Source organism: Vibrio ichthyoenteri ATCC 700023 (assembly GCF_000222605.1).
GTDB classification, from domain to species: Bacteria; Pseudomonadota; Gammaproteobacteria; order Enterobacterales; family Vibrionaceae; genus Vibrio; species Vibrio ichthyoenteri.
Genome location: NZ_AFWF01000189.1, coordinates 1 through 23,074, shown reverse-complemented (window position 1 = coordinate 23,074; position 23,074 = coordinate 1). Strand labels below are relative to the sequence as shown.

General features: G+C 44.1%; 18 protein-coding genes and 1 other annotated feature. Of the genes, 7 read left to right on the top strand and 11 right to left on the bottom strand.

Features of this window, described 5'->3' with window-relative positions; all coding sequences use genetic code 11:
* Positions 1 to 1,153: sensor histidine kinase (locus RH85_RS13395; RefSeq protein WP_006713114.1), on the bottom strand; the 1,153-nt coding region annotated here is incomplete at its 3' end.
* A gap of 245 nt (positions 1,154 to 1,398) precedes the next feature.
* On the opposite strand from RH85_RS13395, the gene RH85_RS13390 reads away from it, so the two are divergent.
* On the top strand, positions 1,399 to 2,472 hold the full coding sequence (locus RH85_RS13390) for a 3-deoxy-7-phosphoheptulonate synthase (protein ID WP_006713112.1): 1,074 nt from the start codon (positions 1,399 to 1,401) through the stop codon (positions 2,470 to 2,472).
* Between the two features lie 19 nt (positions 2,473 to 2,491).
* Positions 2,492 to 3,619 carry a bifunctional chorismate mutase/prephenate dehydrogenase gene (gene tyrA / locus RH85_RS13385; protein ID WP_006713110.1) on the top strand — a complete coding sequence of 376 codons (1,128 nt, stop codon included), beginning with the start codon at positions 2,492 to 2,494 and terminating at the stop codon, positions 3,617 to 3,619.
* Between the two features lie 73 nt (positions 3,620 to 3,692).
* Here tyrA and RH85_RS13380 read toward each other — a convergent pair whose 3' ends face one another.
* From RH85_RS13380 to ettA, 3 genes are all read right to left on the bottom strand, one after another.
* Positions 3,693 to 4,649: a M23 family metallopeptidase gene (locus tag RH85_RS13380; RefSeq protein WP_006713108.1), complete on the bottom strand. Its 957-nt coding sequence runs from the start codon at positions 4,647 to 4,649 to the stop codon at positions 3,693 to 3,695.
* 9 nt (positions 4,650 to 4,658) lie between these two features.
* The gene (locus RH85_RS13375) at positions 4,659 to 5,030 is read right to left on the bottom strand and encodes a PilZ domain-containing protein (RefSeq protein ID WP_006713106.1); all 372 of its coding nucleotides are present in this window, start codon (positions 5,028 to 5,030) and stop codon (positions 4,659 to 4,661) included.
* 225 nt (positions 5,031 to 5,255) lie between these two features.
* Positions 5,256 to 6,923 carry an energy-dependent translational throttle protein EttA gene (gene ettA / locus RH85_RS13370; RefSeq protein WP_006713104.1) on the bottom strand — a complete coding sequence of 556 codons (1,668 nt, stop codon included), beginning with the start codon at positions 6,921 to 6,923 and terminating at the stop codon, positions 5,256 to 5,258.
* Positions 6,924 to 7,176: 253 nt separating this feature from the next.
* On the opposite strand from ettA, the gene sltY reads away from it, so the two are divergent.
* Both sltY and trpR read left to right on the top strand, forming a co-directional pair.
* The gene (gene sltY, locus RH85_RS13365) at positions 7,177 to 9,132 is read left to right on the top strand and encodes a murein transglycosylase (RefSeq protein WP_006713103.1); all 1,956 of its coding nucleotides are present in this window, start codon (positions 7,177 to 7,179) and stop codon (positions 9,130 to 9,132) included.
* Positions 9,133 to 9,146: 14 nt separating this feature from the next.
* Positions 9,147 to 9,443, top strand: a complete 297-nt coding sequence (gene trpR, locus RH85_RS13360) for a trp operon repressor (protein WP_006713101.1) — start codon at positions 9,147 to 9,149, stop codon at positions 9,441 to 9,443.
* A 43-nt stretch (positions 9,444 to 9,486) separates the two neighbouring features.
* Here the strand turns inward: trpR and yjjX are convergent, their stop codons facing one another.
* The 7 genes from yjjX to RH85_RS13325 all read right to left on the bottom strand — a co-directional run bounded on the left by yjjX (position 9,487) and on the right by RH85_RS13325 (position 17,997).
* On the bottom strand, positions 9,487 to 10,020 hold the full coding sequence (gene yjjX / locus RH85_RS13355) for an inosine/xanthosine triphosphatase (RefSeq protein ID WP_006713099.1): 534 nt from the start codon (positions 10,018 to 10,020) through the stop codon (positions 9,487 to 9,489).
* Entirely contained in the window at positions 9,986 to 12,331 is a 2,346-nt protein-coding gene (locus RH85_RS13350) for a putative bifunctional diguanylate cyclase/phosphodiesterase (RefSeq protein ID WP_006713097.1), read from the bottom strand. The genes yjjX and RH85_RS13350 overlap by 35 nt, the downstream gene beginning before the upstream one ends.
* The gene (locus RH85_RS13345; protein ID WP_006713090.1) at positions 12,315 to 13,307 is read right to left on the bottom strand and encodes a polyamine ABC transporter substrate-binding protein; all 993 of its coding nucleotides are present in this window, start codon (positions 13,305 to 13,307) and stop codon (positions 12,315 to 12,317) included. Before RH85_RS13345 ends, RH85_RS13350 begins: the two co-directional genes overlap by 17 nt.
* A 219-nt stretch (positions 13,308 to 13,526) precedes the next feature.
* The gene (gene pheA, locus RH85_RS13340; RefSeq protein WP_006713088.1) at positions 13,527 to 14,705 is read right to left on the bottom strand and encodes a prephenate dehydratase; all 1,179 of its coding nucleotides are present in this window, start codon (positions 14,703 to 14,705) and stop codon (positions 13,527 to 13,529) included.
* A 14-nt stretch (positions 14,706 to 14,719) separates the two neighbouring features.
* Positions 14,720 to 14,840, bottom strand: a sequence feature (Phe leader region).
* 106 nt (positions 14,841 to 14,946) lie between these two features.
* Positions 14,947 to 15,273 (bottom strand): ribosome hibernation-promoting factor, HPF/YfiA family, encoded by a 327-nt coding sequence (gene hpf / locus RH85_RS13335; RefSeq protein WP_006713086.1) that lies wholly within the window; start codon positions 15,271 to 15,273, stop codon positions 14,947 to 14,949.
* Positions 15,274 to 15,634: 361 nt separating this feature from the next.
* Complete coding sequence (locus RH85_RS13330; protein WP_006713085.1) at positions 15,635 to 17,080, bottom strand: MltF family protein; 1,446 nt, start codon at positions 17,078 to 17,080, stop codon at positions 15,635 to 15,637.
* Between the two features lie 191 nt (positions 17,081 to 17,271).
* A complete protein-coding gene (locus tag RH85_RS13325) occupies positions 17,272 to 17,997 on the bottom strand; it encodes an outer membrane protein assembly factor BamD (RefSeq protein WP_006713083.1) in 726 nt (241 codons plus the stop codon).
* 130 nt (positions 17,998 to 18,127) lie between these two features.
* On the opposite strand from RH85_RS13325, the gene rluD reads away from it, so the two are divergent.
* The 3 genes from rluD to clpB all read left to right on the top strand — a co-directional run bounded on the left by rluD (position 18,128) and on the right by clpB (position 22,558).
* Positions 18,128 to 19,105 carry a 23S rRNA pseudouridine(1911/1915/1917) synthase RluD gene (rluD, locus tag RH85_RS13320; protein ID WP_006713080.1) on the top strand — a complete coding sequence of 326 codons (978 nt, stop codon included), beginning with the start codon at positions 18,128 to 18,130 and terminating at the stop codon, positions 19,103 to 19,105.
* 1 nt (position 19,106) lies between these two features.
* Complete coding sequence (gene pgeF / locus RH85_RS13315; protein WP_006713078.1) at positions 19,107 to 19,847, top strand: peptidoglycan editing factor PgeF; 741 nt, start codon at positions 19,107 to 19,109, stop codon at positions 19,845 to 19,847.
* A gap of 137 nt (positions 19,848 to 19,984) precedes the next feature.
* Positions 19,985 to 22,558: an ATP-dependent chaperone ClpB gene (gene clpB / locus RH85_RS13310; protein WP_006713076.1), complete on the top strand. Its 2,574-nt coding sequence runs from the start codon at positions 19,985 to 19,987 to the stop codon at positions 22,556 to 22,558.
* Positions 22,559 to 23,074: the final 516 nt, after the last annotated feature.

Genomic DNA, 23,074 nt, shown 5'->3' with positions numbered 1-23,074 from the left:
GAAGGGCATTAAACAAAAAGTGGGGATTCACTTGCGCGTGCAGCAATTTGATCTCTGCTTGGGCCAGTAATGATTGCTTTTGTTGGTAATCACCATAGAGAATTTGGCTTGAGAGTAATTGCGCAATACCCTCCGCCATCGCCATATTGATGGTGGAAAATAGCTTACGTTTCGGCTCATAGAGCTTAATGGTACCAATCACCTTATCGCCAGCTCGTAATGGGATAATTAATGCTGAACCCAACTTACATTCCGCTGAAAGTGAGCATTGATAAGGTCTTTCTTTACCATCAAGATAGATGATGTCGTTTTGTTCAATGGCATCTAAGGTACTTTGCGATGAGATTGGTGTTTGTGGTCTATGGTGATTGGCTCCTATCCCCACAAAGGCGAGAATCTTGTTGTTGTCGGTTATCGAGACTGCGCCTACTTTGGTTTCTTCGTAAACGATGCGGGCAATTTTTTCTGCGTTGTCGGCGGTAAAACCAGAAGCCAAAATACCCACAGAGCGTTCGGCGATATTTAGAGCACGGCGCGAAAAGGTGGCAGAGTACTCCTCAAAAATGGTTTTCCGGTCCTGCAAAATGCTCATGAACAGTGCGGCACCAATCGAATTAGCAATGATCATAGGGGCGGCAATAGCGGATACCAGAACATAGGCCTGATCGAACGGCTTTGCTACCATCAACAAGATTGCCATCTGAACCAATTCGGCAAATAAAGTAATGGCGAAAACGATACTCGGACTAAAAAGCAGTACACCTTTACCTCGTCGCAACAGATAAGTATGTGCAAGGCCGCCAATTAAACCTTCCGCAGTGGTGGAAATTGCGCAGGCAAGATCGGTAAATCCACCAAGGGTATAGCGATGCAATCCTCCGGTTAGACCAACAAAAAAGCCCACTACAGGACCGCCAAAAAGCCCGCCCATGACCGCGCCAATCGCTCGTGTATTGGCGATAGCATCGTTGATTTGTAGGCCAAAATAGGTGCCAAGAATGCAAAAGAGAGAGAACAGAATGTAAATGCTGACTTTATGGCTTAGGCGATTAGAGATGTTGAGTAGCGGTAAAAAAATGGGTGTTTTACTCAGCATGTAAGCAAGCATTAAGTAGACACACATTTGTTGTAGCAATGATAGGATGAGATCCATATCCTAAAGCCTGTTTTCCATTTTAATGATTGTATATTTTAATCAAGAAGTTCGGTTGATAATACTCACCAGGCAATAAAAGGCGCGCTAGATAGGCAAAAACAAATATGTAAGATTAAGTTTACACTTGATGTTTATTTATATTTACGGTTGAAATCTTCGTGTGGGTTGTTATTTTATACTCAGTGTTAACTCTCAATGAAATGGATTTTGAGGGTGTAAATATAAATATACAGGTAGTGGTTATGCAAAAGAGTGAATTGAGTAACGTTAATATTATTGATGAGCAGGTGCTGATTACCCCAGAGGCACTGAAAGCAAAATTGCCTTTGAGCGATAATGCCCGTCGCTTTATTCAACAATCACGTCAAACGGTTGCTGATATTATCCATAAAAAAGATCACCGTTTGCTGGTGGTTTGTGGGCCTTGCTCAATTCACGATATTGAGGCCGCTAAAGATTATGCTCGTCGCCTCAAAGCTTTGTCAGAAGAGTTGAGTGATCAACTGTATATCGTTATGCGCGTTTATTTTGAAAAGCCACGTACAACGGTTGGTTGGAAAGGATTAATTAACGATCCTCACTTGGATGGTAGCTTTGACATTGAACACGGTTTGCACCTTGGGCGAGAGTTATTGGTTGAATTAGCGGAAATGGAAATTCCTCTTGCGACAGAGGCGCTTGATCCGATCAGCCCGCAATACTTATCAGATACCTTTAGCTGGGCCGCGATCGGCGCGCGTACCACTGAATCGCAAACTCACCGTGAAATGGCCAGTGGCCTATCAATGCCGATTGGCTTTAAAAATGGTACCGACGGCAGTCTTTCTACAGCGATTAATGCCATGCAAGCGGCCTCGTCGAGTCACCGTTTTATGGGCATCAATCGAGAAGGCCAGGTTGCACTGCTGACCACTCAAGGCAACCCAAACGGTCATGTTATTTTACGTGGCGGTAAACAAACCAATTACGATTCTGTGTCAGTCACCGAGTGTGAGCAAGATATGGCAAAAATGGGTTTGGATGCATCATTAATGGTCGATTGTAGCCATGCCAATTCACGTAAAGATTACCGCCGTCAGCCGCTAGTGGCTGAAGATGTGATTCACCAAATTCGTGAAGGTAATCAATCGATTATTGGTGTAATGATTGAAAGCCATATCAACGAAGGCAGCCAGTCTTCAGATTTACCATTAAATGAGATGGAGTATGGCGTTTCGATCACGGATGCGTGTATCAATTGGTCAGCAACTGAGGCACTATTAAAACACGCCCACAGTGAGTTGGTGCCGTTTTTACAAGATCGCTTAAAAGGCTAATTGAGCAATAGGGACATTCATGGCTGAACAGTTAAATGCACTGCGAGATCAGATAGATGCAGTCGACAAGCAAATATTAAATTTACTTGCCGAGCGCTTGGCGCTGGTAGAAAAAGTGGGTGAAGTAAAGAGCGAACATGGTTTGCCCATTTACGCCCCTGACCGTGAAGCTGCAATGTTAGCCTCACGCCGTGCGGAAGCTGATAAAATTGGCGTACCCCCACAATTGATTGAAGATATTCTTCGCCGCACTATGCGTGAATCTTACGCCAGTGAAAAAGATTCTGGCTTTAAGTGTTTAAACCCAGAGTTACGCTCAGTGGTGATCGTTGGTGGTAAAGGTCAATTAGGTGGTCTGTTCGGCAGAATGTTTACTTTGTCTGGCTACCAAGTCAAAGTTCTCGGTAGTCAAGACTGGCATCGAGCCGACGAAATTCTTGATGGGGCAGGCTTAGTTGTTGTGACCGTGCCGATCCATCTCACTGAAGGTGTGATTGAAAAGCTAGCGCAACTGCCAGATGACTGTATTTTGTGCGATCTTACTTCAATTAAGAGTAAGCCACTTAATGCTATGTTGAATGCGCACCGTGGACCGGTTGTTGGCTTGCATCCGATGTTTGGCCCTGATGTACCAAGTCTTGCAAAGCAGGTTATTGTTTACTGTGATGGCCGCGGTGAAGAGCACTACCAATGGCTACTCAAGCAGTTTGCTATTTGGGGGGCGAGTTTGTGCCAGATTGATGCCAATGAGCATGATCATGGCATGACGCTTATCCAAGCATTGCGCCACTTTACTTCGTTTGCCTATGGCCTACATTTGAGCCGTGAAAATCCCAATATCGATAAGCTCTTGCAGCTCAGCTCTCCGATCTATCGTTTAGAGTTGGCGATGGTTGGTCGTCTGTTTGGCCAAGATCCAAATCTCTACGGTGACATTATATTTTCTTCTGAAGAGAATATTGAAATGATCAAACGTTTCCACCGCTGTTTTGGTGAAGCATTAGAGATTTTGGATGGGCGAGATAAGCAGGCCTTTATTGAGAGTTTTGATAAAGTGAGTGACTGGTTTGGTGATTACTCTCAGCAGTTTATGCATGAAAGCCAAAATTTGCTCAAACAAGCCAATGATTCGATTCATCGTGGTTAATCATTGATGAAATCAAATAAAAAAGCAGCCGATGGCTGCTTTTTTGGTTTCGAGTGAGTCTATCCAGATGGATTTAATTGCTCACAGTCTCCACCGCAAGCGTACTTGGTGGGTTGTTAGTCAGGTTGACTTGCAAGCGCACATTATCATCAATCAATTTAACCAATGGCGCCCACTTTATGCTTTTCTCTTTTTCAAACAGAGAATTAAAGTTATCAGGTGTCCAATCCATGGTGTTTTTGGGATTAATTGAGCGGCCTAAAAAGCGTGTTTCATAGTGCAAGTGTGGCCCGGTGGAGTTCCCCGAATTACCACAGTTAGCAATCACATCTCCTTTCGATACAAACTGACCACTTTTGACTTTGAAGTTTTTCAGGTGCGCATAAGAGGTCATAAAACCAAACGAATGACGTAAAGTCAGATAATTGCCATAACCTTTGTTGCTCGGTCTTACGGTTTCGATGACGCCATCAGCTGGCGCGATAATCGGCGTGCCCATTTTGCAGGTTAAATCAATACCGGTATGGGTGTGGCGTTTCCCTGATATTGGATTGGTACGGCGACCATAGGATGATGAAATGCGTTGGTAATCGAGAGGTGATTCATTAGGAATCATGCGGAACATCGTTGCTCGCACTGCTGAATCAACAGCGGCGGCATCTAAGCGATCTTCGATGTTGGCTTCGTCTAACTCATCTTCACGTGCTAAGCCCAATACAGATTCAACATCGTAGACTCGCTTGCCTAACACATGCAGTTGATTACGTTTTTCTTCTAGTTCTTGAGAAAGGGTGTGTGCGGCATCAATTTGCTCAGCATAAAGCTGATCTAAGGTCGCGTTGTCGCTCTTACTTTGCTGCAGTTGTGCGGCTAGCGTTTCAATATGCTGCTGTTTTAACGATATGTAACCAGCAACACCGCCAAATACGGCAAATATAGCCGCTAGAGAAGCGAGCAACGATTTTCTACCGATAGAGAAGTGTTGTACCTCTTTACCAGTAGGGATGGTAATAATAATTTTATTCGACATACAACTTTATTAGGAGTACTGACCTAAATCGGACAAGTGCTCTATTTCACGATGAAGTAATTCATCATCTCCTACATTCAGTTCGACCATGCGTTTAATATGGCCAATGCTTTCAATATCAATATGCTCAATCGTGACTCGAATGAGATTTTGAACAACGCCAACAATCTTTCCTTGAAGTTGGATAGTGATATCACTATCGGTTAACTGAAACTGTACAGAGATAGGGGTTAATGAGTCTAACGATGTGTGATCTGGGCAAGCCAATAACAATCCATGTAGCGATAGGTCTTTTACAATAGACTCTACTTGGTTTTGACCTTGAGTCACGACCGCTAGTGCTTGGTATACGATGCGTGAAAATCGACGACGTTCTATCATACTGAGCTCTCTCATCTGTTTTTTATAGCTTAACAGATTAAATATTCTAGCTCGGTGGAAATATCCAAACTTAGTGATCAGGCTCGATTTTGATGAAACATCATTTTAACCGTATACAATAAAGGCCGCTATGATAGCGGCCTTTGAACAAAATTCAAGCGGCTTAACTGAGCTGGCTTTTGGGGAAACCCATCAGTTAACCCAGTGAGTGGGCTCAAAAAATGCTTATTTCGCGATACGCTTGTACTTGATGCGGTGTGGTTCAGCCGCTTCAGGACCCAAGGTTTTCTTCAACCAGTCCATGTACTCCGTGTAGTTACCTCCGTAGAAGTTAACTTGGCCTTCATCACGGTAATCGATGATGTGCGTTGCGATACGGTCAAGGAACCAACGGTCGTGCGAGATAACCATGGCACAGCCTGGGAACTCAAGTAGAGCTTCTTCAAGAGCACGCAATGTTTCAACGTCTAGGTCGTTGGTAGGTTCATCGAGAAGCAGTACGTTGCCACCCGCTTTAAGCAGTTTGGCTAGGTGAACACGGTTACGCTCACCGCCAGATAGCTCGCCGATGATTTTTTGTTGATCAGAGCCTTTGAAGTTAAAACGAGAGCAGTAAGCTCGCGCAGGAATTTCAAAGTTGTTGATCTTAAGAATATCAGCGCCTTCCGAGATTTCTTGGAAAACCGTTTTCTTGTCGTCCATGCTGTCACGGAACTGATCAACCGACGCCAATTTTACTGTTTCACCCAGTTCAATCGTACCTGAATCTGGTTGTTCTGTGCCACTTAGCATCTTGAACAGGGTTGATTTACCGGCACCGTTGGCACCGACGATACCCACGATCGCGCCTTTTGGCATACTGAATGACAAGTCATCAATCAGTACTCGACCATCAAACGATTTGGTTAGGTTGTTCACTTCAAGAACTTTATCACCTAGACGCTCACCTGGCGGGATGAACAGTTCGTTGGTTTCATTACGTTTCTGGTGATCGCTGCTTTGCAGTTCTTCAAAGCGAGCCATACGAGCTTTAGATTTCGCTTGGCGGCCTTTCGGGTTCTTACGTACCCATTCAAGTTCCTTCTCGATGGTTTTTTGACGAGCGCTTTCTTGAGATGACTCTTGTTGTAGACGAGCATCTTTTTGCTCTAGCCATGAAGTGTAGTTACCTTGCCATGGAATACCTTCACCACGGTCAAGTTCTAGAATCCAGCCAGCGGCGTTATCTAGGAAGTAGCGGTCGTGCGTGATAGCCACAACGGTACCGGTGTAATCTACGAGGAAGCGTTCAAGCCAAGCAACAGATTCCGCATCCAAGTGGTTGGTTGGTTCGTCGAGAAGTAGCATGTCTGGCTTCTCAAGTAGAAGACGACAAATTGCCACGCGGCGACGCTCACCACCTGATAGGTTCGCAATCTTGGCATCCCATTCAGGAAGACGCAGTGCATTAGCTGCACGCTCAAGCGCGTTTTCAAGATTGTGACCATCTTTTGCTTGAATTAGCGCTTCTAGCTCACCTTGCTCTTTTGCAAGTGCATCGAAATCAGCATCTGGTTCAGCGTAAGCGGCGTAGACAGCATCAAGGCGAGTTAGCGCTCCTGCTACATCACCTACCGCTTCTTCTACGATTTCGCGAACGGTTTTTGATTCATCAAGTACCGGTTCTTGCGGCAGGTAGCCAACGTTTAGACCTGGTTGAGGGCGAGCTTCACCATCGATGTCGGTATCGATGCCAGCCATGATACGTAGCAAGGTAGATTTACCCGCACCGTTTAGGCCTAGAACACCGATTTTTGCACCAGGGAAGAAGCTTAGAGAAATGTCTTTTAGAATTTGACGCTTCGGTGGCACAATCTTGCTCACCCGCGACATGGTATATACGTATTCAGCCATTGCCGATCGTTCCTAAATTGCTTTACACATAAAGCGCTATTTTACACCAACCTATCTTGCTTTGTTACCTATGATGTTCATTGGATTCAGGAAATGAAACACGAGTAGTATTTACCAAATACTGATGCTCTATTCATTAAATGTGTCACACTTAGGTGAAATAATTTTTGTTTACACCTATATGCTTTACAGAACTTAGTAGAATAGTCCTAATAGCATTTCAATATATCGTTTCTCATCAGGACGAGAAAACATGACAGTAAAATTTCTAAAGACGTTGTATCGCCTTCCTTCATCGTTGATTGTGGCATCAACCTTGATATACAGCGCAAATGGAGTGGCAGCAAGCCCTAGCCAATTAGAGCAGCAACGAGATCTTTATGATCAAGCACAGCAATTACTTGATAATAAACAGGTCGATCAATATCAAGCGATGCGAGCAAAGATTGCCAGCTATCCGCTGACTCCGTACGTTGACTACCGCACGATTTTAGCGACCTTGCACGATCAATCACCTCAGCAGGTCGAGCAATTTATTCAACAGCATGAGAGTTTTCCATTTTCGAGTCGAATTCGCGCTCCCTACATAGATTTGTTGGCGCGTAAACAGCAATGGCAAACATTGATTGATTTTCAACCTCATTTACCGCGTGGTGAGCAGTATCAATGTCATTACTACAATGCACAGTATCAAACGGGCAACACTCAACTTGCTTTTAAAGGCGCAGAAGATTTGTGGTTGAGTGGGCGCAGCGTTTCTGATGCTTGTGACCCACTGTTCTCCGCATGGGAAAAAGCCGGATTGCGCAATGATGAGCAAGTGCTGAATCGTATGTTGTTAGCATTTGAAGCGCGTAATGGCAGCTTACTAAAATATCTCGCGAAAGAATTAAAATCGCCGCAGGCGCAGCAACAAGCTAAGCAAATGATCGGCTTATTCAATCAGCCAGAAAAGGTTGCGAGTTTTGCGAAAAAACAGCCTGCGAACGAGTTTTATCGTCAGCAGAGTGAAATGGCGTTGCAAAAATTGGCTCGAAAAAATGTAGGGAAAGCTCAGCAAGCTTGGGCCAGTGTGGTTGATGGGCAAAAGCTCACGTCCGTTCAAGCGCAAGAACTTGCGGATTATATTGCTTTGCGTTTAGTGAATAGCACCGATTCTGCCAAGTTACTTGCATGGCGTGATAAACAGATGGCGACCTCAACAAGCATTAAGCTCATAGAGCGCCGCATTCGTTTGGCGATTCAAGAGGCGGATTGGCCTGGGGTTGCCAACTGGATAGAGATATTACCAGGTGAGCAAGCCAACAACCTGCGTTGGCAATATTGGCTGGCGCGTTCTGAAATGGCAACGGGCAACCAAGAGCAAGGACTTCAGCGCTTAGAAGGCATACTTGGTGAACGTAATTTCTATAGTGTCGCGGCTGCGGAGCAACTTAACCGCGAGGTGGTTTTTCCAACCAATACAGTGGCGTTGCAACGCTCGGTGGTTAAACCTTTTGATACCACCTTATTGCGTATTGATGAATTAATCGCTCGAGATAAAATCGCAGCAGCCAAGAGTGAGTGGCGACATCTCCTTGAGCGAGCAACGTCAGAGCAAAAAGCAATGTTAGCGGCCTACGCTGCTAAAAAACGTTGGCATCACCTCACGGTGACCGCGACGATCAAAGCTAAGATGTGGGGAAATCTAGAATTGCGTTTCCCATTGGCGCATCGATGGTGGTTTAATTTCTATGGTGAAAAGCACAATATTGATCCCGTCACGTTGATGTCTTTGGCGCGACAAGAAAGTGCCATGGATATTGAAGCTAAATCGCCTGTTGGAGCACGAGGCGTAATGCAAATCATGCCAGCCACCGCAAAGTATACTGCACGTAAATACGACTTGGCTTACACCGACGTAGCGGATTTATACCAAGTAGGTAAGAATATCGAAATTGGTAGTCGTTATCTGCAGAGCCTGCTTGATCAGTACGATAACAATCGAATTTTCGCATTTGCTGCGTATAATGCAGGACCTGGAAGAGTGAAAACTTGGCGTGGACGAACGCAAGAAAAATTAGATGCTTATGCGTTTATTGAAGCGATCCCATTTAATGAGACTCGAGGCTATGTGCAGAATATTTTAATGTTCGAAACCTACTATCGTGATCTGTTAGATAAAGACGGCACCTTCCTCCATTCAAATGAAGTGAACACTAAGTATTAAGCGAGCGGTAAATCATGTCATTACAACCCGAGTATAAAGAGTGGCAACAAATCCTTGATTTGGTGAAACACAGCAGTGATACCGGCCAACATGAAATGTTATTGACCATGTTGCTGACGCCAGATGAAAGAGAGGCATTGGTGGCTCGCGTGAATATTTTCCGTGAATTACTCAAAGGCGATCTTTCACAGCGCCAAATTAGCCAAATGCTTGGTGTTGGTGTTGCGACCATCACTCGTGGGTCTAATGAATTAAAATCAAAGAGTGATCAAGAAAAACAAGCGATAGCAGATTTGCTGACCAGCAAATAAAAAAGGTGCCAAAGGGCATCTTTTTCATTTCACGATACTGAGATTATACATTAGCAGGGTAATGCTGAGGATTAGTAAAGGGAATTAATGCCATGATCAATGCTTGATGATAAACCGAACTACGCGTGAGTTGATGTTGTGTTAAGACACCAATTGCGCCGCCTTTTTGTTTGATATTGGTGGTACCAAACACCTCATCCATAACCGTGCCGAGTTCCACTTCTTGAGAGAGGCGATCAGCAACCGCTGGCGGCAGCATCATACTGGCTGAGCGTGATTCGCCACGCTGCGTGGCTGATTCAATGACCATCCAAGCAAAAGTGACGCCATCTTCAATTCCCGCCTCTAAGCCTACGTAAAAATCTCCGTTTGCTCGCGTTAATTTTGCATTAGTGACGCGATTGCGTGCCCCTTGATAAGTTTCCTGATTACTGATTGGCTGATCTGCCACCTCGCTGGGCACATTGACACCAATAAATGTGAAAGTGTGCTGTGGAAAAACGCAATGAAAAGCGCTTTCTACAGCGCTAATTTTCGCCGGATTAAGCGAAGCGACGATAACGGTCTGGGTAGTCATGTACCTTAGCCTTTTGTGTGGCGACGAGATCTTTTAGCTGACTGAGTTCTACCGGCGCCGACAAATAGTAACCTTGCATATAATCACAGTTATTATCGGCCAGCCAGTTGTGCATCTCTTCAGATTCAATGCCCTCTGCGGTGACGATCATTGATTGTGAGTGACACAGCTCAACTAAGGGTTTTACCACTTTGCGGTTGTCGGTTTTAATCAACGTAGCTAAGAATTCTCGATCCAGTTTAATTTTCTGTACTGGGTATTCTACAAGCTGAGTGATAGATGTATAGCCAGAACCAAAATCATCTATTGCCAGTTTGAACCCCATGGTGGAGAGTTCATGCAGTAAAGAATAGCTTTGTGAGTCAGTGGCAAACGTTTCGGTGATTTCAAAGTCAACCAGTGAGGGCTTTACTTGATAGTGTTTTGCCATCGCTTCAATATAACGAGCGAGCTGGTTGGAATCGAGCTCTGCAGAAGAAAGATTGATCGATAGCTGAATATCATGAGCGAACATCGATTGAATAGCGACAAAATCTCTAAAGGCTTGTTCGATTACCCAACGATCGATATGCCCAAAAATCCCCGTTTGCTCCGAGATTGGGATAAATTCTGCCGGATTGACCTTCCCCAGTTTTGGCGAGTGCCAGCGCAACAGTGCTTCTACGCCAACCACTTGATCGCCTACTCGGTTGTAGTAGGGCTGATATTGTAGTGAAAACTCTTTATTAAACTCGCCACTGCGCAGCGCTCTCTCCACTTGCGTTCGACGGCGTACTGATTTATCGAGAGCTTTAGAGTAATACGAGAGCTGATTTTTCCCCGCTCGTTTAGCTTGATACATCGCCGTATCAGCATTAGACAGTAAGTTGGCAAAGTTATCACCGTCATTTGGGTAAGCCGCAATACCAATACTGGCGGTAATGGGAAAGTTGCCCAGTGGTGAACGACCACTGATCAGTAAGGGTTCCAAAATGGCTTGAGCTAAAGATTCGGCATAAATATCTTGCTGAGATGAGGCAATAAAAATGGCGAACTCATCTCCGGATAATCGCGAAGCTAAGCAAGTAATCGGATGCTTTTCTTGCCATTCACAACAAATGGTTTGTACGTGATTGGCAAAATTAATTAATAAGTTATCACCAATGTTGTGACCGTATTTGTCATTCACGTATTTGAAATTGTCGAGGTCAATATACAAAATCCACGCGCGGTGATAGCGAGCAGGATCGGCCAGCTTTTTCTCAATGAAGGTTTGAAATTGGTAGCGATTAGCCAGTCCCGTCAGGTGGTCATTTTCAGCCAACGCTTTGGTTTTCTGATAGCTAGAATTAAGCTCTTGATACATATCATAGAAGCGTGCAGAGAGCCGGCCTAGTTCATCATCGTTGTCGCGTTTTTCAATGTTGTGGCGTTGGCCTTGTTCAACTTCAAGCAATTGTTTTTCTAATTCTGCGATTGGCCGCGTGACATGACGGTACAGCAGTAATAGTAGGATGAGTACGGTTGCTAGTGAAGACGCTAGATAAGCTATGAGCAGTTTGTTTTCGATTGCCCTAAGTTTATCACTCAGTAAGTATTGGGCTGGGTCAAGGGTGGCAAAAAGGTTCGATTTCAATTCGACTGATTGGGTTAAGCCACTTTTTTTAACTGGGAGGTCGGAAAAAAATAACGAGCTATCGTTGTCGAACTCAATCAGATGTGTCAGTTGATCAAATTGGCTTAAAGTCAGATAAACCACCAAAAAATAAACTTCTTCTTTGTTGTAGCTAAGCGGTGCTTCCATGGTGCGGGGATCAAGCACGTTGTAGCTGATGAGAATATTTTGTCCTTGGTCGTTTTTACTAAAGCCAACGTGTGATTGTTCCCCTGAGAGGGAGTAAGTCTGTTCAACATACTGCAGCGCTTTGCTGTCTATGGTCTTAAATGGATCGTTTTGATTATCAACAAAAAATTGAGTTTTTTGCTGGTTATCGAGAATAGCGACACCAATGGTGTCTTTTGAAATGGAATGCAAGGTTGAGATGATTCTTTGCATATCGGTTAATAACTCCATTTCTTTGAATGGGTTATCTTGTTGATGCAAGTAGCGGCGAACCATTTCATTCTTGCTTAGTGTTTGAGAGTAGCTATTTATCAGAGCGAAAGATTGCCTAAAGTGACCCGCTAGCTTCTCCATCGTGAGTTGCAAATAGCTGGTTTCTCGTTTGATTAATGCGTCTTTTTGATTGTGGTAAATACCGTAGCTTGAAATGGCAGCACTAAGTAATACGACGGGTGCGACTAACAATAAGACTCTAGTGTTGAGTTTCATGATGTTTCAATATGCGATTGATAACCTTGGCCCTGAGGCTAATATTTGCAGCCGAGAGTGGGGTATCAATTTGCCCTTGCTCGATCCATGCTTCTTGAGGCGCTAATGATGCATCATTTAAATACCATTGAGGCAGTAGTTTTAGAGCACTTCGATTCGTCGTTGCAGCTTTGACGTCCGTTGCATTTTTTGCAGCGATAGTGGGATCTGACAAGTAGTCTAAAAACGCCATGGCGAGCTGTTTGTTATTTGAGGTTTTATTCACTGCGATGCAATCAACCCAAATATAGGGCGTTCCTTGAGGTAAAGTGAATGCCCATTGTGCTTGGTCTTGATAGCGATTGAGTGAGTGCTCATCACCACTGTACGCGAGAGCCATATAGAGTTGCTCTGCGTCGGTATTGCTACGCACAAAGCTCAGCACATATTCGTAAGTAAGAACGTGTTGGCTGAATGCGGTCATTTTAGTGAAACTTTGCTGTAATAGCTGTGAGTTCTCAGTTTCGGGGACTATTCCAAGGCTACTTAATACGGGCAAAAATGTTTCAACCGTGTCGTTAATCATGCCGATGTGACCAGAAAGCTCTGCTGGTGGTTCAATAAACGCCTGCCAGGTTTTTGGGGGAGTGGGGACTTTATCTTTGCGGTAAACAATACCGACGACACCCCAAAAGTATGGCATCGCGTAATCTCCACATGCTTGTTGCCATTGGGGAGTCTGATTGTCACGATTTTCAAGGTGAGAGAGGTTTTCTAGTCGACCTAGTTGGCCATAAATCTGTGCTGACACATTATCGAGCACAATAATGTCAAAAGGCAGCCGTTCACTATGGCTCATCAAAACATTGCGTTCATCATCATTGTCAAAATGCGTAAATTTAAGCGTGCTTGCTGATTGTTTTTGCCATTGAACAATGACTTCTGGGGAGAGGGTATCTTCCCACATAAAGAGATTCAGAGTGTTTTGCGCCGACATGGCGGGAGGAGCCATAAAAGTGCAGAGTATCAGTAAGAGGTGTGTTCTCGTCAAACTCATCGCGGGTTACCTGATCCTTGGTGTATGGATAACGCCGAGCTTTGATAAGAGTCAGTGACCGACACACAGCAGCAAGCTCAAAACAGGTCAAGGATGCTAGTAATATTTACTGAGTGTGTCAGCCACTTGTTGGTGTTTTTTTGAACTGTAAGACTTTATTTAGCTCAATTTCACTTGAGTAGGTTTAATATTTTCACTTGGATAACAGCCAAGCACTTTTAAATGTTTGGTAATTTTCGTCAGTTCAATGATGGCGCTTTGAACATTCTCAGAATCTAAATGGGCTTCTACATCGACATAAAACATCTCTTCCCATGGGTTACCCATGATTGGACGAGATTCTAGTTTTGTCATGTTGATGCCATAACGCTGAAGTACAAGCAGAGTGGCCACCAAAGAACCGGCTTCTTGAGAGGTCGACATAATTAGCGTGGTTTTTGCTGGGATCTGCGGTGAAACTTCTACCGGCTTACGGGCTACGACAATAAAGCGGGTATGGTTTTCGGTTTGATTGGCGATGTTGCCTTGAATCGGTTGCAACCCATAAATTTTACCTGAGGATGCATTGCCAATAGCGGCAACATCACTACGATTGAGTTCTCGTACTTTTTGCATTGCATCGGCAGTGCTGGCGCAGGTTTTTAGTTCAATCCCCTTAAGGCGGCTGAGAAATTCGCTGCATTGTTGATGGGGTTGAGGGTGTGAATATAAAGTTGCAAGATTTTCTAGGCGAATATCGCTGGTGGCAACCAAACAATGCTCGATCGGTAGTGTTAACTCTCCGACAATGTAGAGCGTTGTATGTTGAAGCAAATCATAAACTTCGTTGATTGAGCCTGAGCTAGTGTTTTCAATAGGCAAGACACCATAATCAGCATGACCTGATTCCACCGTATTGGCGACCTCTCGAAAACCTTCACAATTTAATTCGATAAGCTCGGTATTTTTTCGGCTGAAAAATTCACGGCTTGCTAAGTGAGAGTAAGACCCTTTGGCACCTAAAAATGCCACACGAGCAAGAGGCTTACGACTGATTTCAGGGTTAGCAAGATTCTGTAGATAAGATTGTTGTAGTAACACCGAATCTTCGATAATGGTGTGGAATAGCTTAGTAATATATTGGGCATCAAGACTGTATTTATCTTGGCCATTATTGATCAGCTTAACCAGTAGTTGTTGCTCACGCTCGGCATCACGCACAGGCTTTGATGTCTGAACTTTGCTTTTTGCCACTTCAATACTCATCTTGCGACGTTCAGAGAGTAATTGCAGTAGATTGTCGTCTAGCTCATTGAGTCGAATTCGAATTTCATCGAGCGAGTATTGTTGTTCAGTCATCCTAATTTCCTTACATAAAAAAACCTCCCAAGTGGGAGGCTTTCTGTTCGTTTTTGACTTATCTTTCGAAAACGAGTCTGCCTCCAAAATTATCGGAGAAAAAACAAGTCAAAAAAGAACAGATGAGTCAGTGGCATAAAAATAATCTCTTTATGAATTCATAAACACAATAAGCAAGCGAGTTTTCAGCGTCAAGCAAAAAAATAGCGCCTTTCGGCGCTATCTCTCTTCAATCGTTAACTTATTCTACTTCTTCTTCCAGCTCTGGCTTGTCAGTTCGACGGGCTTCAGGCTTATGGCGCAGTTTATTCAGCTGGCGTTCTAGTTTTTGTTCTACCTCATTAACGGCAGCGTATAAATCTTCATGAATGGCAGAAGCAACAAGTTTTCCTTTTGGTACTGTGATAACAGCTTCAAACTTTTTCTGCTTACCTGGTTCTTCACTGAAACTTGCTTGGCAGCCGATAATGTCTACTTGCCATTTTTCAAGTTTCTTAAATTTGCTCTCAATATGATCGCGGATTGCAGAGGTGATGTCGATGTTTTTACCGGTGATGTTTACTTTCATAAATGTTTTCCTCTGTGTCATCCCTCATGGGTTAACTCCAGATTAACGATTTAGGCTTAAAGGAATGTGATGTAGATCACTTTTTTTGGAGGGTTTTTTTCAGTCGGAGTCAATTGTGATCTAACTCAAATTGTCCTTAGTCGTTTGAACGAAAGTGCTTGAGAAAGTCAAAAAACGCTATAGATTGGTAGAAGTACCTTGCTAAAAATCATTCGCTTTTTAGTGAATAAGTACGGCCCAAATAAATCTTCTGCTCAATCCTTACTCAGCTATTATTTGTGATCTCCAACGCGAAATTTGCGATACCGACGGTGATCTAGTCTCTCCATTCGTCTCATCCTCTGCTTGTCATCAGATGTTATTATGGCGATCCCATTTCGATTGGGAACAATAATGGGTTGAGCTGTTCACTTTCGCTCTCATCACGACTTTTCTTTAATGATGCTAATTGTTTATAGATGATGAAATAGCGATTAATGTTGGAGACGTAATGTACCGGCTCTCTGCCAATATTTCTGCGCGCGATTATCTCAACGTTTTTAAACCACACGTTCGGGTCATAGCCATGTTGTTTCGCTAGACGACGCATTTTACGAATGTTTCCTGGGCCTGCATTGTAGGCAGCAAGAGAGAAGTAGACCTGATTGTCTGGAGTTATGTCATCATCGTCAAAGTAGCGATCTTTCAGAAAACGCATATATTTCACCCCGGCGTGGATGTTATTTTCGAGTTTATAAATATTGGGAATATTGACGTTGGGATCGCTTGCGGTGCTGGGCAACACTTGCATTATGCCCACCGCACCTTGATGAGAAACCTTACTCTGATCGAGCCCAGATTCTTGATAGCTTTGGGCTGAAATCATCAGTGGATCAAAATCATATTGGTTAGAGTAGTGATCAAACAGTTTGGAGAGTGACTCTAGGTGGCTAATGTGTTTGGGGTCGAGGATTTTTTTTAGCCAACGAGTGTTATCAAGGTACTTTCCGTAAATTACATTGCCAAGTAAGGTGCCAGAGCGATATTCATCTAAATAGTTATCGACCAGGTTTTTGAGTTGTGGGCTATTTTTACGCAGTGCCCACGCAATTTTCCCGTTGCGACGTAAAGGCACTTTTTTGTGTGCGTGAATGTTGTCCATCACTTTAAGCCATAGTTCACTTTTATGGCTGTCTAATACCGTTGCGCCGATATGACCTTGATTAACCAGTTCTATAATTTCAATATCTTGCAGCGTTTCCTCGAGGAAATGAATGTCTACTAGAGGTTTACCGAGTTGATGTAAACGCTGATTAAGAGTTTGTAAGCTCTCATAGTAACTGGAACTCGGCCTGACCCAGATATCCTTACCGCTTAACTGCGAGAGTTGGTAATACTGCGGTGTTTGTTTTGACGTAATTAGCCACTCCTGTACATCGTTCAATACCGGACGACTAAACTCGATTTCCTGCTCACGTTTATCAGTGATGGTTAGGTTTGCCACCACGAGATCACCGTAACCTTTTTCTAGTGAAGGAATTAGTTCGTCACGGTTCACCGGAATGACTTGTAGATTTAAATAGGAAGAACGTTGTTTGAGCTGTTTTTCAAAATGATAGAGCAATTCGGCTAAGATGCCTTTGGGTTGGCCAGCTTCTATATAATAGAAACCAAGATCCGCTGAGACTAATACGCGAATGACGCCTTTTTTTTCCAATGCCGCTAGATCGCCGGTGTGCGGATCTTTGGTTAGTGGCGCTAAAGCGAGAGCCGAAGCTTGGCAAGGGAGCATGATCAGTAACAATGTGATTAATAAGGCTCGAATCATTCGCTCACCTTTAATGACTATCTATCTTAAAGGTAGTCGCGAATGCAATCTAAACAAGTCTTGGAGTGTAGAACCTTACATTATTCGATGGCATTGGGAGTTCATCGATGAGGTCGCTTAATTGATCAGCGCTAATGGGTATAAAAAAGCCGCTTAATGCTAAGCGGCTTTTTTTATCAATGATTCGGTCGTTACAACGGATTTAGGCTCATTAACTCGCGAGTGCGGCTTGCTGCATCTTCAAGGCCGAGTTCTTCGTAAGCTGCCAGTTGAATTTCTAAAGATTTACGTGCAGCTTCCGTATCTGGATAGGTTTTTTGTAGCTCTTGGCAGCGGTTAATCGCGGCAATCCAAGCTTCACGACGTAGATAAAAGTCTGCGGTCGCAAGATCGTATTCAGCCAGACGGTTTTTTAATGAGTACATGCGCTTTTGCGAATCTTCAGCATAAGGACTGGCTGGATAACGGTCCAATAACTTTTTGAAATCGGCAAATGCCGCTTTAACTGGTTCAGGATCGCGATCGCTACGGTCGATATTGAACGCATCGTGCATAAAGTTACGATCTTGCGCCATGTGCGTTAAACCGCGCATATAGAGCACCCAGTCCAATTTTTCGTGAGTTGGGTTTAAGCGAATGAAACGCTCAATCGTCGCAAGGCCCAGCGCGAGATCGTCATTTTTATAATATGCGTAGATAAGGTCGAGTTGCACTTGCTCTGAATAGGCACCAAAAGGATAACGAGAGTCTAAGGCTTCGAGTTTTTCAATAGCTGTTCTCCAGCTACCATCTTGCAGTAATACCTGAGCTTCAGAGTACAGTTCTGAAGGTGGAACATCTGGAACAATCTCTTCGCTGCTAGTACAGCCTACGAGTAATGTTAATGCCAATAATCCAGATAAAGTATGCTGTTTCATGTCAGGATTCTATTCCTTGAAGTAAATAATTTTGTCGCTTCCGTTACTTTTATGTCGGTAGCAGATACAATGGATCAATATTCTTCCACACTGTAGACAATTAGTCTCACAGTTTTTGAAAAAGTTCGATATGGCTCAGCAGATTGAATTAACTAATACAGTAAAAGATAGCCAATTAGGTCAACGACTTGATCAGGCAATCGCCGAAATTTTTGCCGACTTCTCTCGTTCTCGTCTAAAAGAATGGCTTTTAGCGGGTAAAGTACAAGTGGATGGTAAGGTTATTACCAAACCACGTACTCGAGTGATGGGCGGTGAAGTCATCATCCTGCAAGCGGAACTTGAAGATGAAGAGCGCTGGGAAGCGCAAGATATTCCTTTGGATATCGTCTACGAAGATGATGACATTATCGTAATGAACAAGCCGCGCGGTTTTGTGGTACACCCAGGTGCAGGGACCCCTGATGGCACAGTGCTGAATGCGCTGCTGCATCACTACCCTGATATCGCGGAAGTGCCACGTGTGGGAATTGTTCACCGTTTGGATAAAGACACCACCGGTTTGATGGTTGTGGCGAAAACAGTACCTGCACAAACTCGTTTAGTGCGTGAACTGCAAAAACGTAATATTACGCGTGAGTATGAAGCGATTGCGATCGGTCGTATGACGGCGGGTGGTAAGATTGAACAGCCAATTGGCCGTCACTCTACTAAGCGCACGTTGATGGCGGTAAGCCCAATGGGTAAAGCTGCTGCAACTCACTACCGTGTTGCGGAACACTTCCGTGAACATACGCGTATTCGTCTACGCCTAGAAACCGGTCGTACGCACCAAATCCGTGTACACATGTCTTACCTGCAGTATCCGCTACTTGGTGATACTGCTTACGGTGGCCGTGCACGTATTCCTTCAGGCGCAAACCAAGAATTGACGGATATGATCCGTCAATTTGATCGCCAAGCACTGCATGCTGTGATGTTGAAGTTTGAACATCCAATTACGGGTGAAGAACTTGAGTTCCATGCGCCAGTGCCAGAAGACATGGTGATTCTAACTGAAGCGTTGCGTCAAGATGCGCAAGAGCATGGTTTAGAAGAAGAGTACTAATATGTCGCTGATTATTCCTAACTGGAAGGCTCCTAAAAATGTTAAGGCGATTGCTTCAACACGATTGGATGGTTTTTCAACCGGGGTATATCAAGGTTTGAATCTTGGTAGCCACGTAGGGGATGATCTCGATACCGTACTTAGAAATCGCCAACAATTGGCACAGATGGCGAAAATGCCTTCTGCGCCAGTTTGGTTGAACCAAACCCATTCAACAGTTGTGGCTCAGGTTAACCAACCAACCAAGCAAACACTTGATGCTGATGGGCTGGTTACATCGCAATCGGGCGTGGTGCTTTCTGCGATGACCGCAGATTGCTTACCGGTATTGCTGACCAACACTCAAGGCACACAAGTCGCTGCCGTTCATGCGGGATGGCGTGGTTTGGCTGATGGGATTGTTGAAAACGCTCTAATGACGTTTGATGCAGACTTGAACCGTGGCAATGTAATCGCTTGGCTTGGGCCAGCGATAGGCGCGACAGCCTTTGAAGTTGGAGAAGATGTATTACAAGCTTTTTGTGATGCGGATTCTCAAGCGATTGATGCATTCAGACCGACAGGTCAGGTTGGCAAATGGTGGGCTAACATGGAATTACTGGCAACACAGCGTTTAAATGCCCTTGGTGTAACGCAGGTGTTTGCAAGTGGACTTTGTACTTATTCTGATCCTGAGCGATTTTATTCTTATCGCCGCGATGGTGTTACTGGGCGTTTAGCCAGTTTCATCTGGATCGAATAGCCTCAAGCGCTATGTTTATTTGAAAGGCTGACTTCACGTCAGCCTTTTTCGTTTTTCGCCCCTTGAAAATTCCCCGTTGCGTAGCCATCTTTCATATTGATTATTAGATTATTTCGATAGAGTTTAGGAAGGTTGATATGCGTCTCGACAGATTTACTAGCAAGTTCCAAATCGCTATTTCTGATGCGCAGTCTTTGGCGTTAGGCCGTGACCACCAGTATATAGAACCAGTGCACTTAATGGTGGCGCTGATGGATCAAAACGGCAGTCCAATTCGCCCATTGTTGACCATGCTAAATGTAGATATCACTCAATTGCGTTCTAAGTTGAGTGAAATGCTCGACCGTTTGCCGAAAGTGAGCGGTATTGGTGGTGATGTGCAACTTTCTGGTGGTATGGGCACATTATTCAATCTTTGCGATAAAGTGGCGCAAAAACGCCAAGACACCTACATCTCTTCAGAAATATTCTTACTGGCAGCTTTAGACGATCGCGGTCCGTTAGGCGCGTTACTCAAAGACAGTGGTTTAACCGAGCAGAATTTGACTGAGGCGATCGATAAGGTCAGAGGTGGTCAAAAGGTTAATGACCCAAATGCTGAAGAGCTACGCCAAGCTCTGGAAAAGTTCACCGTTGATTTAACCGAGCGAGCAGAGCAGGGTAAACTTGACCCGGTTATCGGCCGCGATGACGAAATTCGCCGCACCATCCAAGTCTTGCAGCGACGCACGAAAAACAACCCGGTGATCATTGGTGAGCCTGGAGTGGGTAAAACGGCGATTGTCGAAGGTCTTGCTCAACGTATTATCAATAATGAAGTGCCAGAAGGACTGCGTGGTCGCCGAGTATTATCCTTAGATATGGGCGCGCTGGTTGCTGGGGCTAAATATCGTGGTGAATTCGAAGAGCGATTGAAGTCGGTACTGAATGAATTGTCTAAAGAAGAAGGTAACGTCATTCTATTCATCGATGAAATTCATACCATGGTTGGCGCAGGCAAAGGTGAAGGTTCAATGGACGCAGGTAATATGCTAAAGCCTGCGTTAGCACGAGGTGAATTGCATTGCGTTGGTGCCACCACCTTAGATGAATACCGTAAATACATGGAAAAAGATCCAGCGCTTGAGCGTCGTTTTCAAAAAGTGATTGTGGATGAGCCAAGTGTTGAAGACACCGTGGCAATTTTGCGTGGTTTAAAAGAACGTTACGAATTGCATCACCATGTTGAGATCACTGACCCTGCGATTGTTGCCGCAGCAAGTCTATCTCATCGTTATGTTTCCGATCGTCAGTTACCTGATAAAGCTATCGACCTGATCGATGAGGCTGCGTCGAGTATCCGTATGCAAATCGACTCTAAACCTGAATCACTGGATAAGCTTGAGCGCAAAATCATTCAATTGAAAATAGAGCAACAAGCACTGATTAATGAGCATGATGAAGCGAGTGAAAAACGTTTAGAGATGCTCAACAATGAGTTGCAAGAAAAAGAGCGTGACTTTGCTGAATTGGATGAAGTCTGGAATGCAGAAAAGGCTGCGTTATCAGGCACCCAGCACATCAAATCTGAACTTGAGCAAGCTCGTATGGATATGGAGTTTGCAAGACGAGCTGGTGACTTGAGCCGAATGTCTGAACTGCAATATGGTCGAATCCCAGAGCTAGAGAAACAACTCGATCTAGCCACACAAGCCGAAATGCAAGAGATGACCTTATTACGTAATAAGGTCACCGACGTCGAAATTGCAGATGTACTATCCAAGCAAACCGGCATTCCGGTGGCCAAAATGCTAGAGGCAGAAAAAGAAAAGCTATTACGTATGGAGCAAGTACTGCACAAACGTGTGATCGGACAAAAAGAAGCGGTTGAAGTGGTCTCAAACGCGATTCGCCGTAGTCGAGCTGGCTTATCTGATCCGAATAAACCGATTGGTTCCTTCTTATTCTTAGGCCCTACGGGTGTGGGTAAGACAGAGCTATGTAAAACACTTGCGACATTTATGTTTGATAGTGAAGATGCCATGGTACGAATCGACATGTCGGAGTTTATGGAGAAGCACTCTGTTGCCCGATTGGTTGGTGCGCCTCCAGGCTATGTGGGTTATGAAGAAGGCGGATACTTAACCGAAGCGGTACGTCGTAAGCCTTATTCCGTGATCCTATTAGATGAAGTAGAAAAAGCACATCCAGATGTGTTCAATATTTTATTACAAGTGCTGGATGATGGCCGATTGACTGATGGTCAAGGGCGAACAGTCGATTTTCGTAACACCGTCGTTATTATGACTTCAAACTTGGGTTCTGCTCGTATTCAAGAAAACTTTAATACGCTCGATTACCAAGGTATTAAGCATGAAGTGATGGAAGTGGTGAATAAGCATTTCAGACCGGAGTTTTTAAACCGTGTTGATGAAAGTGTGGTTTTTCATCCGCTTGGTCAAGAGCACATTAAGTCGATTGCCGCGATCCAGCTATTACGTCTTGCCAAACGTATGGAAGAACGTGGCTATCATATGGAAGTGTCTGAGAAGGCGCTCGATTTGATTGCTCAGGTTGGTTTTGATCCAGTATATGGTGCACGCCCTTTGAAGCGAGCAATTCAGCAAAGCGTTGAAAACCCGTTGGCAAAAGCAATTCTATCGGGGCGAATTGTCCCAGATAAAACCGTAAAACTATTGGTGAGTAACGATCAAATCATTGCTCATCAATAAAAAGCACAGAATGGGTGGTTAAAGAAGGGGCTAATTTGCCCCTTTTTGCTGCATATTTAACTGCTTTGATTGAAAAGTGTGCAAACGGTTTTCTGTAATAGAAAAAACGGTTGTGTTCGGGTTAGAACTACCTATAATTCGCATCCGTTGTCACGGGAAACCAAGCTTATTAGCTGACAGCAAAGACGGTGAAAGTCACTCAAGTAGCTTTCAACGAAATAACCAAAAAAGTGTTTGACACCAAAGGTTATATCGCTAAAATGACCGTCCGCTTCGAGAGAAAGACTTGAAGCAAAGCTCTTTAACAATATAAACCTATCAATCTGTGTGGGCACTCGTTGATGACAATCCAATAAGTCCTTGCTTAGGCAAAGACTGTTTCTTCGGAAACAAATTGGGTTCAATGAACTGAGTGACCAATTTGATAACTTCGGTTATCGAGCACAGTCAATTCATTATCGTTCTGTTGGAACGATAATAGCTTTAAAATTACTTCTTACTTTCGGGTAAGAACAG

What these genes read in the sequence shown, in the direction of transcription:
- tyrA (WP_006713110.1), top strand. Translation starts at nt 2,492, where the DNA reads ATGGCTGAACAGTTAAATGCACTGCGAGATCAGATAGATGCAGTCGAC.
- RH85_RS13350 (WP_006713097.1), bottom strand. Translation starts at nt 12,331, where the DNA reads ATGAAACTCAACACTAGAGTCTTATTGTTAGTCGCACCCGTCGTATTA.
- pheA (WP_006713088.1), bottom strand. Translation starts at nt 14,705, where the DNA reads ATGACTGAACAACAATACTCGCTCGATGAAATTCGAATTCGACTCAAT.
- sltY (WP_006713103.1), top strand. Translation starts at nt 7,177, where the DNA reads ATGACAGTAAAATTTCTAAAGACGTTGTATCGCCTTCCTTCATCGTTG.
- RH85_RS13390 (WP_006713112.1), top strand. Translation starts at nt 1,399, where the DNA reads ATGCAAAAGAGTGAATTGAGTAACGTTAATATTATTGATGAGCAGGTG.
- RH85_RS13380 (WP_006713108.1), bottom strand. Translation starts at nt 4,649, where the DNA reads ATGTCGAATAAAATTATTATTACCATCCCTACTGGTAAAGAGGTACAA.
- RH85_RS13330 (WP_006713085.1), bottom strand. Translation starts at nt 17,080, where the DNA reads ATGATTCGAGCCTTATTAATCACATTGTTACTGATCATGCTCCCTTGC.
- trpR (WP_006713101.1), top strand. Translation starts at nt 9,147, where the DNA reads ATGTCATTACAACCCGAGTATAAAGAGTGGCAACAAATCCTTGATTTG.
- RH85_RS13325 (WP_006713083.1), bottom strand. Translation starts at nt 17,997, where the DNA reads ATGAAACAGCATACTTTATCTGGATTATTGGCATTAACATTACTCGTA.
- clpB (WP_006713076.1), top strand. Translation starts at nt 19,985, where the DNA reads ATGCGTCTCGACAGATTTACTAGCAAGTTCCAAATCGCTATTTCTGAT.
- rluD (WP_006713080.1), top strand. Translation starts at nt 18,128, where the DNA reads ATGGCTCAGCAGATTGAATTAACTAATACAGTAAAAGATAGCCAATTA.
- ettA (WP_006713104.1), bottom strand. Translation starts at nt 6,923, where the DNA reads ATGGCTGAATACGTATATACCATGTCGCGGGTGAGCAAGATTGTGCCA.
- hpf (WP_006713086.1), bottom strand. Translation starts at nt 15,273, where the DNA reads ATGAAAGTAAACATCACCGGTAAAAACATCGACATCACCTCTGCAATC.
- RH85_RS13345 (WP_006713090.1), bottom strand. Translation starts at nt 13,307, where the DNA reads ATGTCGGCGCAAAACACTCTGAATCTCTTTATGTGGGAAGATACCCTC.
- yjjX (WP_006713099.1), bottom strand. Translation starts at nt 10,020, where the DNA reads ATGACTACCCAGACCGTTATCGTCGCTTCGCTTAATCCGGCGAAAATT.
- pgeF (WP_006713078.1), top strand. Translation starts at nt 19,107, where the DNA reads ATGTCGCTGATTATTCCTAACTGGAAGGCTCCTAAAAATGTTAAGGCG.
- RH85_RS13375 (WP_006713106.1), bottom strand. Translation starts at nt 5,030, where the DNA reads ATGATAGAACGTCGTCGATTTTCACGCATCGTATACCAAGCACTAGCG.